Source organism: Achromobacter sp. 10T422 (genome assembly GCF_056394065.1).
In genome coordinates, this window is sequence record NZ_JBFTHD010000006.1 from 421,420 (window position 1) to 436,483 (window position 15,064).

Annotated in this window: 17 protein-coding genes; 10 read left to right on the top strand and 7 right to left on the bottom strand. The window is 65.1% G+C overall.

Features of this window, described 5'->3' with window-relative positions; translation table 11 throughout:
* Positions 1 to 50: 50 nt before the first annotated feature.
* From AC1DB0_RS18440 to AC1DB0_RS18455, 4 genes are all read right to left on the bottom strand, one after another.
* Positions 51 to 1,049, bottom strand: coding sequence for a FecR family protein (locus AC1DB0_RS18440; protein WP_447578580.1), 999 nt, complete (start codon positions 1,047 to 1,049; stop codon positions 51 to 53).
* On the bottom strand, positions 1,036 to 1,587 hold the full coding sequence (locus AC1DB0_RS18445) for an RNA polymerase sigma factor (RefSeq protein WP_476757931.1): 552 nt from the start codon (positions 1,585 to 1,587) through the stop codon (positions 1,036 to 1,038). Before AC1DB0_RS18445 ends, AC1DB0_RS18440 begins: the two co-directional genes overlap by 14 nt.
* Positions 1,588 to 1,697: 110 nt before the next feature.
* The gene (gene tam / locus AC1DB0_RS18450; protein ID WP_427946340.1) at positions 1,698 to 2,477 is read right to left on the bottom strand and encodes a trans-aconitate 2-methyltransferase; all 780 of its coding nucleotides are present in this window, start codon (positions 2,475 to 2,477) and stop codon (positions 1,698 to 1,700) included.
* A 169-nt stretch (positions 2,478 to 2,646) separates the two neighbouring features.
* The gene (locus AC1DB0_RS18455; RefSeq protein WP_175170124.1) at positions 2,647 to 3,633 is read right to left on the bottom strand and encodes a TerC family protein; all 987 of its coding nucleotides are present in this window, start codon (positions 3,631 to 3,633) and stop codon (positions 2,647 to 2,649) included.
* 106 nt (positions 3,634 to 3,739) lie between these two features.
* Here AC1DB0_RS18455 and AC1DB0_RS18460 point away from each other — a divergent pair, with 106 nt between their 5' ends.
* The 3 genes from AC1DB0_RS18460 to AC1DB0_RS18470 all read left to right on the top strand — a co-directional run bounded on the left by AC1DB0_RS18460 (position 3,740) and on the right by AC1DB0_RS18470 (position 5,778).
* Entirely contained in the window at positions 3,740 to 4,633 is an 894-nt protein-coding gene (locus tag AC1DB0_RS18460) for a LysR family transcriptional regulator (protein WP_054423316.1), read from the top strand.
* A gap of 83 nt (positions 4,634 to 4,716) precedes the next feature.
* Positions 4,717 to 5,118 carry a hypothetical protein gene (locus AC1DB0_RS18465; RefSeq protein ID WP_054422735.1) on the top strand — a complete coding sequence of 134 codons (402 nt, stop codon included), beginning with the start codon at positions 4,717 to 4,719 and terminating at the stop codon, positions 5,116 to 5,118.
* 51 nt (positions 5,119 to 5,169) lie between these two features.
* Positions 5,170 to 5,778 carry a hypothetical protein gene (locus AC1DB0_RS18470; RefSeq protein ID WP_054422736.1) on the top strand — a complete coding sequence of 203 codons (609 nt, stop codon included), beginning with the start codon at positions 5,170 to 5,172 and terminating at the stop codon, positions 5,776 to 5,778.
* Here AC1DB0_RS18470 and AC1DB0_RS18475 read toward each other — a convergent pair whose 3' ends face one another.
* Positions 5,779 to 6,180, bottom strand: a complete 402-nt coding sequence (locus AC1DB0_RS18475) for a hypothetical protein (RefSeq protein WP_054423317.1) — start codon at positions 6,178 to 6,180, stop codon at positions 5,779 to 5,781.
* 165 nt (positions 6,181 to 6,345) lie between these two features.
* Between AC1DB0_RS18475 and AC1DB0_RS18480 the strand changes: the two genes are divergently transcribed.
* From AC1DB0_RS18480 to AC1DB0_RS18510, 7 genes are all read left to right on the top strand, one after another.
* Positions 6,346 to 7,629 (top strand): XAC2610-related protein, encoded by a 1,284-nt coding sequence (locus AC1DB0_RS18480; protein WP_476757930.1) that lies wholly within the window; start codon positions 6,346 to 6,348, stop codon positions 7,627 to 7,629.
* Positions 7,630 to 7,660: 31 nt separating this feature from the next.
* Positions 7,661 to 8,560: a helix-turn-helix domain-containing protein gene (locus AC1DB0_RS18485; protein WP_054422738.1), complete on the top strand. Its 900-nt coding sequence runs from the start codon at positions 7,661 to 7,663 to the stop codon at positions 8,558 to 8,560.
* Positions 8,561 to 8,688: 128 nt separating this feature from the next.
* Positions 8,689 to 10,374 carry a thiamine pyrophosphate-binding protein gene (locus tag AC1DB0_RS18490; protein ID WP_441372678.1) on the top strand — a complete coding sequence of 562 codons (1,686 nt, stop codon included), beginning with the start codon at positions 8,689 to 8,691 and terminating at the stop codon, positions 10,372 to 10,374.
* Positions 10,375 to 10,459: 85 nt separating this feature from the next.
* Entirely contained in the window at positions 10,460 to 11,461 is a 1,002-nt protein-coding gene (locus AC1DB0_RS18495; RefSeq protein ID WP_427946328.1) for a tripartite tricarboxylate transporter substrate binding protein, read from the top strand.
* Positions 11,462 to 11,496: 35 nt separating this feature from the next.
* Entirely contained in the window at positions 11,497 to 11,814 is a 318-nt protein-coding gene (locus AC1DB0_RS18500; protein WP_476757929.1) for an NIPSNAP family protein, read from the top strand.
* A gap of 205 nt (positions 11,815 to 12,019) precedes the next feature.
* The gene (locus AC1DB0_RS18505; protein ID WP_054422746.1) at positions 12,020 to 12,499 is read left to right on the top strand and encodes a carboxymuconolactone decarboxylase family protein; all 480 of its coding nucleotides are present in this window, start codon (positions 12,020 to 12,022) and stop codon (positions 12,497 to 12,499) included.
* Between the two features lie 9 nt (positions 12,500 to 12,508).
* Positions 12,509 to 13,264, top strand: coding sequence for an SDR family oxidoreductase (locus AC1DB0_RS18510; RefSeq protein WP_476757928.1), 756 nt, complete (start codon positions 12,509 to 12,511; stop codon positions 13,262 to 13,264).
* Here the strand turns inward: AC1DB0_RS18510 and AC1DB0_RS18515 are convergent.
* Positions 13,239 to 14,294 carry a LysR family transcriptional regulator gene (locus tag AC1DB0_RS18515; protein ID WP_476757927.1) on the bottom strand — a complete coding sequence of 352 codons (1,056 nt, stop codon included), beginning with the start codon at positions 14,292 to 14,294 and terminating at the stop codon, positions 13,239 to 13,241. The genes AC1DB0_RS18510 and AC1DB0_RS18515 overlap by 26 nt on opposite strands.
* 323 nt (positions 14,295 to 14,617) lie before the next feature.
* Positions 14,618 to 15,037: a cupin domain-containing protein gene (locus tag AC1DB0_RS18520; protein ID WP_447982486.1), complete on the bottom strand. Its 420-nt coding sequence runs from the start codon at positions 15,035 to 15,037 to the stop codon at positions 14,618 to 14,620.
* Positions 15,038 to 15,064: the final 27 nt, after the last annotated feature.

The following is a 15,064-nucleotide window of genomic DNA, read 5'->3' on the forward strand; positions in this document are numbered from 1 at the left end:
TAGGGAAGGTTCTGACCATGAAAACGAACGAGCCGCGCGCAACCGGACAATTATTTTTCGCCGGCGCGAATACGGCGAACGATGCGCGTGCCGCCTTCGGCGAGCGCCTGCACGGACACCGGCAACACACTGGGCAGCACGGCCAGGAATTGGCCCGGTTCGCGCGCGGGGAAACTGCCCGTCACGCGCATCGTTTGCAATGCCGGGTCGGCGGCCAGCACGATCGGCTCATCGCGCCACGCGTTCCACTGCGCCACGGCCTCGGGTAGCGGCGTGGCGTCGAACATCAGCCAGCCCTGCCGCCAGGCGTCATGCGTGCCGTCCGGCACATTTCGCACCGGTTCCAGACCGGCTGGCGACGTGCGCACCGTCTGGCCGGGCTGCAACAGCACGCCATCGCCCGAACCGTCGCGCCCCCACACCCGCACCAGCCCGCGTTCCACCTGCACGCGCATGACGCCCGCGCGCGCGCTGACGCTGAACGCGGTGCCCACCACCCTGACCGTGCCCCACGGCGTGCGCGCCACGAACGGCCGGCCGGCATCGTTGCGCACGTCCAGATAGACCTGCCCCTGCGTCAGCATCAATTCGCGCGCGTCGGGGTAGTAAGCGACGTTGGCATGCGTGCCGGCGTCCACGTCCACCCGCGTGCCATCCGGCAAGCCCAACGAGCGCACTTCGCGCCGCGCAGTCTGAATGCCCAGCCGATACAGCGGCTGCGGCTCTTGCCAGCGCAGCAACGCGCCCAGCCCCACGGCCAGCCCACCGCCCACAAAGGCGCGCAGCACGGCGCGGCGGCCGGGTGACACTGCATCGGGCTTCGGCAGCAAGGCTTGCAACGCATCCCGAACGGCGCCATCGGCGGCCCACAATCGTTCGGCGCGTACCCAGGCGGCTTGATGGCGGACGTCTTGCGTCAACCAGGCATCCCGATGCCGGCGCGCCTTGTCGGCCGTGGCCGCATCGCCACCCGCCATGCGGGTGAGATAGATCACGGCCCGTTCGACCATTGCCGGCGTGGGGTCTAGCAAGCTGTCAGGACGATGCATGGCCCGCCCCGTCGTGCTGGCTTCGCGCTTCCTGCGTATGCGGCACGGGCGGCTTGTTGCGCCCTTCCTGCTTTTCCTGCCACCCCGCGCAGCCCATCACCGCGCGCACCACGTGCTTTTCGACGGCGGCAATGCTCAAGTCCAGATGCTGGGCGGTTTCGGCGTGCGTGTGGCCATAAACGCGGACCATCAGAAAAACCTCGCGCCGCTTGCGGGGCATGACGGCCAGGCGCGCCAACAAGCGTTCGGCTTCCTGGCGCGCGCTGACGACGCGGTCGGCGCCCGGCGCGATGGCCGGCGCCACCACCGCCAGCGTGTCCAACATGGCTTGTTCGGCGCGCTTGCGGCGCGCGTCATCGATGATCAGGTTCTTGCCCACCCGGTACAACAACGCCCGAGGCTCGGCCAGCAGGCCCGCCCGCAGTTGCAGGCCCAGCACGCGGGCATAGCTTTCCTGGACCACATCGGACGCATTGTCGCGGCAGCGCAAGGCACGCGTGAAAAAGCCGATCAACTCTTGGTAGTAGCGTTCAAGCACGGGGGCACGGCTCAGTCGGGGCGTGCGCGGGGCACTGGCTAATTATTAATGGTTCGCATTATCACACAAGCCAAACGCCCCTGCCCCGCGCCCGTCCCCCCACTGCGCACTTACGCCTGCTTCGGCCCCGCCACGATGAAAAGGCGCGGGAATGGCAGCAGCACCGTGCCGTCGGCCAACGCGGGATAGGCCTCGGCGATCAACGCCTGATAGCGCGCCAGAAAGCTGGCCTGCTCGGCGGTGTCCAGCGTGTCCAGGTATGGCCGCAGGGCGGTGCCCTTGAACCATTCAACGACGGCCGCAGCGCCCGCCAGCGGGTGGTGATACGTGGTGCGCCACACGTCCAGCACGCCGCAATGCGGCTTCAGCAGCTCGTAGTACCAGGCGGCGCTGTGGCGCGGCGGGTGCTTCACGCCGCCCGTTTTCGCGGCCCACGGCGCTTCACCCGCCACCTGGCGTGCGAGGCGATGCGCGGGTTCTTCCATGTTGTCGGGCGTTTGTACGGCCAGGATGCCGCCCGGCGTCAGCTTGCTGACCAGCCGGGGATACAGCGTGGCGTGGTCAGGCACCCATTGCAACGCGGCGTTCGCCAGAATCACGTCGTATTGTTGCGGCGGATTCCAGGTGGCGATATCGGCCAGTTCGAACTCCAGCGCGGGCAGGCGCTTGCGGGCGGCCAGGACCATGTCTTCCGAGCTGTCCATACCCGTGACCTTCGCGTCCGGGTAGCGGCTGGCCAGCACCTCAGTGGAATTGCCCGGGCCACACCCCAGGTCCACCGCAACCTTGACCGCGTCATTCGGCACGGCCGCCACCAGATCGCGCACCGGCCGGGTGCGTTCGTTTTCAAAAGCGGAGTACTGCTTGGCGGACCAACTGTTGTTGCTCATGACGGCTCCTTGCCGGACGACGATGTACGGCTGAACTCTACGCCTGGCTTATCCATATTACAAATATAGAAATAGGTGCCTATTCATATTCAATAAATATGTCTTTCACAGAAAGAAAAAACCCGCCGGGGCCAAGCCGGCGGGTTTCGGGTTGCAGGTTCAAGCAGGATTACTGGGTCTTCAGTTCCGCCGAGCGGGTTTTCCACAGCGAGAACAACACCCCGCCCAGGATCAGGCTGAACGTCACGCCCAGAGAGATCACGGCAGGCACCTTGCCGATAAAGCCCACCAGGAAAATCTTCGTACCGATGAACACCAGGACAAGCGCCAGGGCGTACTTCAGGTAATGGAAGCGGTGAATCATGGCAGCCAGGGCAAAGTACAGCGCACGCAAACCCAGGATGGCGAAGATGTTGCTGGTGTAGACGATGAACGGGTCGGTCGTGATGGCGAAGATGGCCGGCACGGAGTCCACCGCAAACACCAGGTCCACAAACTCGATCAGCACCAGGGCCAGCAGCAGCGGCGTCGCAAAACGCACCTTCTTCGACGTGGCCGGGTCGGTCTCGGTCACTACGAACGCGTTACCGCGCAGGCCTTCCGTCACACGCATATGGCGCTTCAGGAACTTCAGGATCGGGTTGGTGGCGATGTCGGGCGTTTGGTCGGCAATCATCCACATCTTGATGCCCGTGAACACCAGGAACGCGCCAAACAGATACAGCAGCCAGCCGAAGTTGCTAACCAGCGCAGCGCCCAAACCAATCATGATGGCGCGCAGCACGATCACGCCCAGGATGCCCCAGAACAACACGCGATGCTGGTACTGACGCGGAATCGCGAAGAAGCTGAAGATCAGCGCAATCACGAAAACGTTGTCCATCGACAGCGATTTTTCAATCATGAAGCCGGTGTAGTACGCCATGCCGCTCGTGGCGCCCAGCTGCCACCAGACCCAGGCGCCGAACAACAGCGCGGCGCTGATGTAACCGGCAGACAGCAGCAGGCTTTCGCGCACGCCGATTTCGCGGTCTTCCTTGTGCAGCACGCCCAGGTCAAAGACCAGCAAGCTCACGACGATGCCGATGAATAGCAGCCAACTCCAGGTCGGTGTCCCCAGAAAATCGGCCATGAAGAAGGTGATCAAAGTGTCCATGAATGCCCCGCTGTGTTCGAAGGTGCCCATCATCCGGATCTTGGACTAACCGAAAAATCAGCCTGAAAGTGAGTTAAGGTTCGGAAAAACCGAAGTGAGCCCCATCGTGCTGAACTACCGACACCTGTATTACTTCTGGATGGTCGCCAAGGAAGGCGGCTTTTCCCGGGCCGCTGAACGGCTGGACATGGCCATCCAGACCATCAGCGCGCAAGTGCGTGAATTGGAAAAAAACCTGGGCCATCAACTGCTCAAGCCGGCGGGCCGGGGCGTGGCGCTGACGGATGCCGGCAAGGCGGCCTTTGCGCGCGCCGAAGAAATATTTCAGATCGGCCACACGCTGCCGCAGGAAGTGCGCGCGGCGGCCACGAAACCGGTCATCCGGCTGTCGGTGGGCTTGTCGGACGGGATATCCAAGCTGGCCGCGCACGCGCTGCTGGGGCCGGTGCTCGACACGCCCGACCTGCGCCTGACCTGCCATGAAGGCGAAGTGGAAGAACTGCTGGGCGAATTGGCCCAGCACCACCTGGACTTGGTGCTGGCTGGCCAGGGCGCGCCCGCCAACCCCAACCTGCGCTTAACCAGCGACCGGCTGGTGTCGTCCCCCGTGGACTGGTACGGCCCGGCCAAGCTCGTGCGCAAGTCCGACACGCAGGACTTCCCGCGCTGCCTGGAGCGCCTGCCCGTGTTGTTGCCCACCGGGCACTCGGTGCTGCGCCAGACGCTGGACCGCTGGTTCAACGAACGCGGCGTGCTGCCCAATGTGGTGGGAGAATTCGAAGACAGCGCGCTGATGTCGGTATTTGCCGCGCGCGGACTGGGCGTTTTCCCGCTTAGCCGGCTGGGCGGCGACGATATCGGCCTGCTGCGCGGTTTGCGTCCGCTGGCCCGGTGCGACGACGTGCAGGAAGAGATTCACGCCATCCGCAACCGCCGCGGCCAGCACCATCCCTTGGTCCAAACCATCCTCGCCCACGCTAAGACTTCGGTTTTTTCTTAATGTTTGTCACACCCACTCTGGTTTTTCGGAAATAGAATCCGCTTTATCGTGGACCCTCTTTTGAATCTCGGAGTACCACTGCAATGAAAAAATTCATCTGGCTCGCTTTCGCCGTGCTTGCTGCACTCTGGACCGGGCTGGTGGCGCTGACGCTGCAACTGACCAACTGGGTCCTGTCAACCATCTCCACGGCGCAGGTGCCGGGCGCTGCGCTGGACACGTCCCAATGGGTCGCGCCCGCGTGGGCCGCAGGCTGGTTCGACCCGGCCTGGCTGCAAGGTTTGCAAGGCGCTCTGGTGTGGGCCGCCCAAAGCCTGAACCAAGTCCTGCCGTTCGCGGGTGGCCTGGGCACACTGATCTCGGTGCTGGGCTGGATCGTCTGGGGCTTTGTCATCGCTGGCCTGCTGGTGCTGGCGCTGATCCTGAGCTGGCTGAACGGCAAGCGCGAGCAGGCCGCTGCGGCCCAATCCCGCCAAGTGGTGTAATAACGCAGGCAACGCGCCACCCGGCACGCTGCCTCCCAAGAGGAGCGTGCCGTGCCCACCCGAACTGTCCCTGCCCTGACCTTGTCTTTGGCGGCCCTGCTATCCGCAGGGCCTGCGCAGGCTTCCCCCAGCGCTTCCGGCGTGGAAGTCTGCACCGTCACGGGCACATCGGGGCAGTACAGCGTGCGGGTGCGCAACACGGGCGAGGCCACACTTGCCCGCGTCGACGTCATGGGTGTCCGCCTGGACACCGCAGGCCAGGCGACCGATACGCTAACCGTCAGCCTGACGGACATCCCCCACGGCAAATACAAAACCGCCATCCTGGCGCGGCACGAGGAATCGGCCGCGTTGGACCGCATCGTCACCTACGCCGTCGTGGACGGCACGGAAACCCCGCAGCAGGAACTGTTCGCCGGCAAGGTCGCGCATGTGACGCACGGCACGACCCTGCAATACACGCTGGCGCCGCTGGCTGTGCGCGGCTGGACGGTGGCTTATGGATCGGCCACGTCTCCCAAGCTGGAAACCGGCGCCGCCGTCTTGCTGAGCTACCCCGTGCGCGGGGCCAAAAAACTGGCGACCCGGCCCGAAGCGGGCCGCACACCCACCGCCGTCACACCGCTTGTGCCGTGCCGGGAACCTGGCAAGACGTCCTGATCAGGTACCGCTCAGCAGGTCGCGTTCGTTCAGCAGCGCGTAGACAATTTCCGGGGTGTTATCGAAGCCGCGCCGAATGGCGGCGGGCAGCGCGGTGCGCGTCTTGCGGCATAGGCCGGGCGCCTCTTCCAGCTGAATTGAAATGCCGCGCGACGTGCGCACCTCGTTGTCGCTGGGCGTAATCACAATCACGATACCCAGCTGATCTTGAATACGGCCCTGCATGGCGCGCAGGTCTTCCAGGCTGCGGATGTTTTCCAGCCGCGCAACCAGGCGCTTTTCCTCTTCCTTCGTCAGCCGCAGGATGCGCACGTCGGCCGCCGGATCAGCCAGCAGCCGGTCGCGGTCGCACAGACAGGCGCCCGGCGGACATTCTTGGCGAATAGGAAAGGGAAGGTTCATGGCGGACTGACGCGCCAAGGCTCGGCGCAAATTCGATAAGCGTGGACAACAGCCAACGATCAATTCTACTCAGGATGCCGGCCCGCCCCGCGCCAAGCACTACTCGTTTTCCCGCAATGGGCTGCGGTATATTGCCCCACTCAAATCGAAGCGTGGGAGAAGCGGGTGAAACGAATTTTGCTTGCGGCCGCTCTGGCCGCGCTGGGCGCAGCAAGCCAGGTCGCGCTTGCCCAATCAGCCCCGCGCGAGTTTCCCTACCCCATCAAGGCCGGCCTGTCGGCGGTCGTCAAGATCAGCGGCGGCGACGCGCCACACGCCACCGTGCGCGTGGGCAATGGCCCCGATCAAACGCTGGGCAGCTTCGACGAGGCCGTCGACCAGATGCAATCCGTGGACATCAACCACGACGGTTACCGCGACCTGGTGCTGGGGCAAAGCGGCGGCAGCACGCAAATCTTCGCCCGCCTGTTCCTGTATCGGCCCGACAGCGGCACCTTCCAGGAAATTGCGCATCCCGACCCGACGAGCCCTTGCCGGGGCTTCGTGAACCCGGTGATCGACGACAAGCAGGCCGTGATCCACGTGGCGTGCCGCTATGGAGCCGCCAGCAATGGCTTCGAGGAATACGTGTTGCGTCCTAACGGCACGGTGCGCGCCACGTCATGGACCACCCAAGCGCTGTTCGGTCTGGAGAGCGAAGCCGCCGAACTCACTTACCGCTTCAATGAAGACGGTTCCACCGCGCGCATCGAGATCGAAGGCGAAGGCTCGCCGCTGGAAGGCGGCACCGTGCCGGTCAGCAAGCTGGACTTGTACGACACGCCCGACGTCAACGCCCGGCCCGCCATGACTGCCGCCGAAGGCGAACACCTGGACGTCGTGGCCATCCGTGCGCCCGACTGGCTGCAAGTGCGCTACGCCACCAAGACGGCGGGCGACGTACTGAAATGGGTGCGCTACAGCGACCTGCGCGTGGACAAGCATACGCTTGCCGCGCCATCATCCCCAGGCGGCCTGGCGCTGGATCTTGCCGACACGCTGGCCGACTGGAAGGGCGAAGACGGCGGCCTGTTCATGGTGAGCGTGGCCAACAACGGTGACGCCCCCGTCGCCCTGAACGCGCCACGCATCTGGCTGCTGCTGACCAATGCGCAGGGCGACCGCATCGTGCACCCGCTCTACCAACGCGAGGGCGACACCCTGCACCCGGCCAACCCGCTGGGCTTTGCCCGCGACCCGATCGTCTGGGCCACGGGCGAAGACGGCAAGCCGGCCTACCTGGTGAACGACAACGGCTACAGCAACGTTCCGTTCCTGCCTGCGCTTGCGCCCGGCAAGTACCGCGCGGCGGCCGTGCTGACCGACCCCGGCAATCTTGCCCAGCCGATCGTCTCGAACGACATCACGTTCGACTATCCGCTGCCGAAACGGCCGCCTGCGCCGCAATAAGCGCCCCGCGCGCCGTCAAGGAGACTCCAGCTTGTCCGCAGGCACGCATACGTCCTACCCGGAACCGTTTCCCACCTTGGAATCAACCGATTTTTCGGGCGAGGGTTCGTTCTATTTCGATCTCGTGCGCCTGCAGGATCGCGACGATATTCCGCGCGGCTTTCTACACCGGCACAGCTACTACCACCTGCTCTGGATGAGCGAGGCCAGCGGCACCCACATGCTGGATTTCGAGCAGCACGAGGTGCGCGACCACTCAGTCTTCTTCCTGTCGCCCGGCCAGATCCACGCCTGGACGTCTTCCGTGAAGCCGCGCGGCTATGTGCTGAACATCAGCACGGATTTCTTCGCGCATATGTTCCCGCGCGCAGACGACATCGCCAAGTTTCCCTTCTTCCACCTGGCGGGCGGCACGCCCGCCATTTATCTGTCACGCGAGCAGCACGACGGCATGCTGCCGCTGCTTAATGAAATCGAACGCGAAACGCGCCACCGCCAGACCGGGCGCTTCGACGTGGTTCGCTCTTACCTGCTGATCCTGCTGACGCAGCTACGGCGCCTTTACCCGGCCGACGAGCGCGAGACCGCCGCCGGCCCCAGCTATTCGCTGGCCAAGCGGTTCACCATGCTGATCGAGGAACACTACCTGACGTTCGGCGCCATCCGCCAATACGCCGACGCGCTATGCGTAAGCGAACGCCAGCTCAACGAGGCCGTCAAGCGCAGCATGGGGCGCACCGCCAGCCAGCTGGTGCAAGAGCGCATAGCGCTCGAGGCCAAACGCCTGCTGAGCAATACGGGCTTGAGCATCGCCGAAATCGCATTCCAACTGAACTTCGAAGACCCCTCCTACTTTGCTCGCTTCTTCAAGAAGCACACCGGCTGCACCGCCGGCGATTTCCGCAAGAAGTACGACCGGCCCATCGGCTGACGGCCGCACCGTGCGTATCCGCGGAAAAGTGCAAGACAAGCTCTGATCTGTCCTAACGTGCCCGGCATTGGGCTGCGTAAAGTTCATCCAGACCCAACCCGCCGCTTTGCGGCCTGATTGAAACTGCGATGAACGACACTCCAACATTGATGACGGGCGGCCAACATGTGGTGCGCGCGCTGCTGGAACACGGCGTGGACACCGTATTCGGCGTTCCTGGCGAAAGCTATCTGGACGTGCTGAACGCGCTGTACACGGAACGCGAGCGAATCCGCCTGGTGTCCTGCCGCCACGAGGGCGCAGCGTCATTCATGGCCGAAGCGCACGGCAAGCTGACGGGCCGGCCTGGCATCTGCATGGTCACGCGCGGCCCCGGCGCCACCAATGCCAGCATCGGCGTACAGACGGCTTTTCAAGATTCCACGCCGCTGATCGTGCTGGTGGGCCAGGTGGGCAACGACATGGTGGAGCGCGAGGCGTTCCAGGAAATCGACTACCGGCGCATGTTTGGGCAGTTCACGAAATGGGTGGCGCAGATCGACAGCGCCGCGCGTGTCACCGAATACATGAACCGCGCCTTCTCGGTGGCGATGTCAGGCCGGCCCGGTCCGGTGGTGCTGGCGCTGCCCGAAGACATGCTGACCGAATTGGCCGCGTCCCAGGACTGCGGGACGATCCAGTTTCCGCAGGCGCACCCGGCGCCCGATGCCATGGCCAGCATGCGCGCCCTGCTGGCCGGCGCGCGGCGGCCGCTGATGATCGTGGGCGGTTCGGGCTGGACTGGCGCGGGTCTGGACAGCTTGGCCCGCTTTGCCAATTTGAACGGCTTGCCCGTGGCGTGCTCGTTCCGCCGCCAGGACCTGTACGACAATCACCATCCGCAGTACGTGGGCGAAGTGGGCATCGGCATCAATCCGGAATTGGCCGACGCCGTGCGCAACGCCGACGTGATCCTGGCGGTGGGCGCGCGCCTGGGCGAAATGGTGACGGGCGGCTATACGCTGCTGCAATCTCCCGTGCCCAAGCAGACGTTGATCCATGTGCTGGCCAGCCCGGAAGAGCTGGGCCGGGTGTATCAGCCCACCTTGAAGATACCGTCGGGTCTGGACGCCTTCGCGGATGCGGCCGCCGGACAGGCGCCGCTGGACGCGGCCCCGTGGCGAGGCTGGCTCGACGCGCTGCGGCAAAGCTACCTGCGCTACACGGAACCGCCCGCAAACTCTCTGCGTATGGACCCGGCACGTGTCATCGTCGCCCTGCGCGAGGCGCTGGATGCGCGCGCCATCCTCACCAACGGCGCGGGCAACTACAGCGCCTGGGCGCATCGCTACTACCGTTTCAGCCATCCCCGCACCCAGCTTGCGCCCACCAGCGGCGCCATGGGCTACGGCGTGCCAGCCGCCATTGCGGCCAAGCTGCGCCACCCCGAACGGCAGGTCGTCTGCCTGGCCGGCGATGGCTGCTTCCTGATGACCTCGCAGGAGCTGGCCACCGTCAAACAACACCGCCTGGCCATCGTCTTCATCGTGTTCAACAACGGCATGTACGGCACGATCCGCATGCACCAGGAAGTGAACTACCCGGGCCGGACCATCGGCACGGACCTCTGCAACCCCGACTTCGTGGCCTATGCGGAATCGTTCGGCGTACCCGCCGAACGGGTGGACAGCCACGAGAGCTTCGCGCCCGCCTTGACGCGGGCGCTGGACAGCGGTTCTCCCTATCTGATCGAACTCAGCCTGGACCCCGAGGTGATCACGCCTCGGTCCACCCTGACCAGCTTGCGCGAAAAGGCGCAACTTGCCGCATCCTGAAGTCCAGGATCGGACTGCCGCGCGCCAGCCGCAAGCACGGCGCGCGGCGCCCACATAAAAAAATATCCAATACTGGAGAGAGACTATGAATACCCCCCTGCCGCCCCTGCGGCGGCTGGCCGCTGCCGCGATGCTGGCCACCGCGACCCTTAGCGCCGCATCGTTCGCGGCATCGCCCGCCGCCACCGCCAGCTATCCCGAACGCCCCCTGCGCATCATCGTGCCCTTCGCCGCGGGCGGCGCCACCGACGTCATCGCGCGCACCGTGGCGCAATCCATGGCAACCCGCCTGGGCCAGCCGGTGGTGGTGGAGAACAAAGCCGGCGCCAACGGCAACATCGGCGCCGTCATGGCGGCGCGCGCTGAACCCGACGGCTACACCCTGCTGATGGCCACGTCCAGCCACGCCATCAATTCCACGCTGTATCACAAGCTGGACTACAGCCTGACAGGCGACTTCGCTGGCCTGTCGAACCTGGCGTCGGTGCCCTTGCTGCTGGTGGTGAACCCGTCGGTGCCGGCCAAGACGCCCGAAGAGCTGGCCGCGTACGCCAAGGCCAACGGCAACCGCGTGAACTACGCCTCGGGCGGCACCGGTACGGCGTCGCACCTGGCGGGCGCGCAGTTCAATTCGCTGGCCGGCGCGCAGATGACGCATGTGCCCTACAAAGGGGGTTCGCAAGCGCTCAATGACCTGATGGGCGGCCAAGTCCAGATCATGTTCGCGAACCTGCCCGAAGTGCTGTCGCAGGTGCAAGCCGGCCGCCTGACGCCCATCGCCGTCACGGGCCAGCAGCGCCACGCCTCTCTGCCCAACGTGCCGGCGTTTTCCGAAACGTCTTACCCGGCCATGAACGCCCGCTCCTGGTTCGGCCTCTTTGTGCCCGCGGCCACGCCGGCGCCCGTGGTGGAAAAGCTGTCGCAGGCCATCACCCAGGGCGTGGCCGACCCCGCCGTGCAGGACAAGCTGAAAGGGCTGGGCGCCGACCCCGTCGGCGACGGCCATGCCGCATTCCAGCAATACGTGAACCAGGAAGTGGCGCGCTGGAGCGTGCTGGTGAAACAGTCCGGGGCCACGGCCGAATGACGATCCCCCTTCGCAACACTCATTAAGGAAACCCCATGCTTTACGACGTACGTACCTACACCTGCCGCGCCGGCACCATCCGGAAGCATCTGGCGCTTTATGCGGAGCACGGCTATGAAGTGCAAAACCGTCACCTCGGCAAACCCCTGGCCTATATGCAGACCGAGACGGGCGACGTCAACAGCTACATGCACATCTGGGTCTATGACAGCGCCGCCGACCGCGAAGCCAAGCGCCAGGCGCTGCAGAAAGACCCCGACTGGGCCACCTACCTGACCAAGAGCGCCGACGCCGGCTATCTGATCCGCCAGGAAAACCGGCTCATGACGCCCACGGCGTTCTTCCGGCCGTAAAGCCCATCCGCGTCGGCGCAACGCGTGCTTGAACCGCTGCGGGCCGACGCCTTCCCGACGATTGTTGCCAATGCGGCAACATCATGGTCCCTTGGCCGGGCCTACTCCTGATTTCCCTGCGCACCTACGATTTGGGCGTTGTTCAAACACGCGCCGCGCCCGGCCCAGCTTTGCCGGGACACGCAAATCCATCGAGGGAGTCACCATGAGTCAACGTCTAAACGCTTTCGCGCAATCGCCCGAGCTGTTCAAGAAATTCATCGAATTCGGCATGCTCTTGAAGTCGGGCACCATCGAGCAGCCCATCCTGGACTTGGTCGAGATCCGCGCCTCGCAGATCAACGGCTGCGGCTTCTGCCTGGACATGCATGTGAAGCAGGCCAAGATCCACGGTGAACGCGAACTGCGCCTGCACCATGTTGCGATCTGGCGTGAATCCACCGAGTTCTCGCCGCGCGAACGCGCCTGCCTGGCGTGGACCGAGGCGCTGACCACCCTGGGCGCGCAGGGCGTGCCCGACGACATCTATGAGCGCGTCCGGACCCAGCTATCCGAAAAGGAAATCTCGGACCTCAGCTTCGCCGTCATGGCGATCAATGGCTGGAATCGCCTGAACGTCGCATTCCGGACCGTCCCCGGATCGGCCGACAAGGCGTACGGCCTGGACAAGGCCACGTTCAACTAAGGACGCATCATGAAAATCCTGGTTATCGGCGGGACGGGCCTGATCGGCTCCAAACTCGTCAAGCTGCTCACTGCGCGCGGCCACGACGCCACGGCTGCGTCGCCGGCCACTGGCGTCAATACGATCACCGGCGAAGGCCTGGATGAAGCGCTCGCGGGCGTGGACACGGTGGTCGACGTGGCCAACTCGCCCTCGTTCGAAGACAAGGCCGTGCTGGAATTCTTTCAGGTTTCGGGGCGCAATCTGTTGGCGGCAGAAGCCCGGGCCGGCGTGCGGCACCACGTCGCGCTATCGGTGGTTGGCACGCACCGCCTGGCTGAAAGCGGATACTTCCGCGGCAAGATCGCACAGGAAGCGCTGATCGTCGCGGCCGGCATTCCGTACACCATCGTCCACAGCACGCAATTCTTTGAATTCCTGGGCGGCATCGTGCAATCGGGCACGCAGGGCGACGACGTGCTGCTGTCACCCGCCTTCGTGCAGCCGATCGCATCCGACGACGTGGCCCTGGCCATGGCTGACGCCACGCTGGCAGCGCCGGTGAACGGCACGGTGGAAATCGCCGGGCCCGAGCGGGTGCGCCTGGCCGAGCTGGCCCAGCGCTACCTGCGTAAAACCGGCGACGCGCGCAACGTGCGGGCAGACCCGGGCGCCCGTTATTTCGGCGCCTTGCTCGACGACGACACGCTAGTGCCAGGCCCCGATCCGTGGCTGGGCAAGATCAACTTCGAAACCTGGTTCAGCCGGTCGGGCGCAAAAAAGTAGTGTCAGGCACGCGCCCCGTCATGCCCAAGGCAGTGGCCGAGGAACTGATCTGCGTGTCCTGCGCACGGATACCGTCAGTCATGTAATCGATGAAGACGCGCATGCGCGCCGGCAAGTGCTCGCGGCTGAGGAAGCACAGGTAATGTCCGCGGTCATCCGGCGCGTATTGCGGCAGGCAGGCGACCAGGCTGCCCGCGCGCAAGTGATCGCAGACCTGGTAGCCCGCCATTTGCGCAATGCCGTGGCCGTCCAGCACCGATTGCAGCACCAGATCGGCATCATTGAACGTCAGCACGGCGGGCGGCGTCACCTTGCGCAGCTGGCCGCCCACCTTGAATTCCCATTCGTAGACTCGCCCCGACGCGAACAGAAAGTTCACGCCATGATGGCCGGCGATGGCTTCGACGCTGTCTGGCAGACCGTGCCTGGCCACATAGGCGGGCGACGCGCACAACATCATTGGCATCGGAATCACCTTCTTGGCGATCACGCGACTGTCTTCCATCCGGCCGTTGCGGAACGACACGTCGACGCGGTCGGTGGTGAAGTCGGTTGGCCCATCGTCAAGCAACAGCTCGACCGAGATGTTCGGGTAGGCCTGCCGGAATCCGTGAAGCAGCGGCGCAACAACTTTGCGGCCGAAGCCCACCGTGGCGCACACGCGCAATTGCCCCGAGGGCGGCCCCTCACGCAGGTCGCGCATGTCGTCCAGCGCCCGGATGATCCGGCCCACGCCCGGATGGCACTCGTCATAGAAACGTTGGCCCTCGGCAGTCAACGACGTGCTGCGCGTCGTGCGCACGAAGAGCCGGATGCCCAGTTGATCTTCCAGCTTTTGCACACTGCGGCTGACGGCCGACCGGCCGATGCCCAGCCGGTCGCCGGCCTTGGCGAAGTTGCCTTCCACGGCGACGGCGATGAACGCCATGACGCCGGCATAGCTGGTGGCGAAGCTGTCGGCCAGGGAATCCGGGCCATTGGCCGGAATGGCCGGGCGGATGGCGGGGGAGTCGGAGAGGGGTGGCGGCATTTGGGCGGCGTCGCAAGTAGGTTGATCCTACTGTTAAGACGGCGCACCGGACCATTCTGTGACATTGAACGCAAAAAAAGTGGCGCCCCCTGGAGAAAAGCCGCGCTTGCCGCGCAAGCGCGGCCAGGCGTCGCGAGCCGGGGGCTGGGGGCTGGGGGCTGGGGGCTGGGGGCTGGGGGCTGAGGCCGGGGCCGCGAGCCGGGGCCGAGGGCCGAGGGCCGAGGGCCGAGGGCCGGGGGCTGAGGCCGGGGCCGCGAGCCGGGGCCGCGAGCCGGGGCCGAGGGCCGGGGGCCGGGGGGCCGCAAATCGCCGTCGTTCGTCCCCTATTTCACCAACGTCAGGACAGGCGCCCCCTGCTTCTTGATCAGGACAACCAGAAACTTGGCGGGCTGCGTCTGACTGGCGTTGCGGCCCACGGTGTGAACGTCGTGCGGGCCTTCGTAGAATGTCTGGCCCGGGGTCAGCGTCACTTCCTTGCCGCCCTTGACCTGCATCACGATGCTGCCCTCAAGCACATAGACGAAGCTATAGGCGTCGTGGCGGTGGATCGGGTCGGCCGCGCCGGGCGGGTAATCGACGACGATCATCAGCGCGTCCTTGCCCGGAATGTCCGGCAAGTCCTTGCTCATCAACTCAGTGACGATGGCGTCGGCCGGTGCGGCACCGGACGCGGCGTGGGCAAACGGGCTTAACAGCACGCCTGCGGCGAGAAAGGGCAACGCGAACTTCGTGATCTTTGACATGGCCAGTCCTTGGCAACGAGTAGGGCC

Excerpts from the sequence above, each read along its gene's own strand:
- AC1DB0_RS18455 (WP_175170124.1), bottom strand. The coding sequence starts at position 3,633 with ATGGACACTTTGATCACCTTCTTCATGGCCGATTTTCTGGGGACACCG.
- AC1DB0_RS18515 (WP_476757927.1), bottom strand. The coding sequence starts at position 14,294 with ATGCCGCCACCCCTCTCCGACTCCCCCGCCATCCGCCCGGCCATTCCG.
- AC1DB0_RS18440 (WP_447578580.1), bottom strand. The coding sequence starts at position 1,049 with ATGCATCGTCCTGACAGCTTGCTAGACCCCACGCCGGCAATGGTCGAA.
- AC1DB0_RS18490 (WP_441372678.1), top strand. The coding sequence starts at position 8,689 with ATGAACGACACTCCAACATTGATGACGGGCGGCCAACATGTGGTGCGC.
- AC1DB0_RS18510 (WP_476757928.1), top strand. The coding sequence starts at position 12,509 with ATGAAAATCCTGGTTATCGGCGGGACGGGCCTGATCGGCTCCAAACTC.
- AC1DB0_RS18465 (WP_054422735.1), top strand. The coding sequence starts at position 4,717 with ATGAAAAAATTCATCTGGCTCGCTTTCGCCGTGCTTGCTGCACTCTGG.
- AC1DB0_RS18500 (WP_476757929.1), top strand. The coding sequence starts at position 11,497 with ATGCTTTACGACGTACGTACCTACACCTGCCGCGCCGGCACCATCCGG.
- AC1DB0_RS18505 (WP_054422746.1), top strand. The coding sequence starts at position 12,020 with ATGAGTCAACGTCTAAACGCTTTCGCGCAATCGCCCGAGCTGTTCAAG.
- AC1DB0_RS18475 (WP_054423317.1), bottom strand. The coding sequence starts at position 6,180 with ATGAACCTTCCCTTTCCTATTCGCCAAGAATGTCCGCCGGGCGCCTGT.
- tam (WP_427946340.1), bottom strand. The coding sequence starts at position 2,477 with ATGAGCAACAACAGTTGGTCCGCCAAGCAGTACTCCGCTTTTGAAAAC.
- AC1DB0_RS18520 (WP_447982486.1), bottom strand. The coding sequence starts at position 15,037 with ATGTCAAAGATCACGAAGTTCGCGTTGCCCTTTCTCGCCGCAGGCGTG.
- AC1DB0_RS18495 (WP_427946328.1), top strand. The coding sequence starts at position 10,460 with ATGAATACCCCCCTGCCGCCCCTGCGGCGGCTGGCCGCTGCCGCGATG.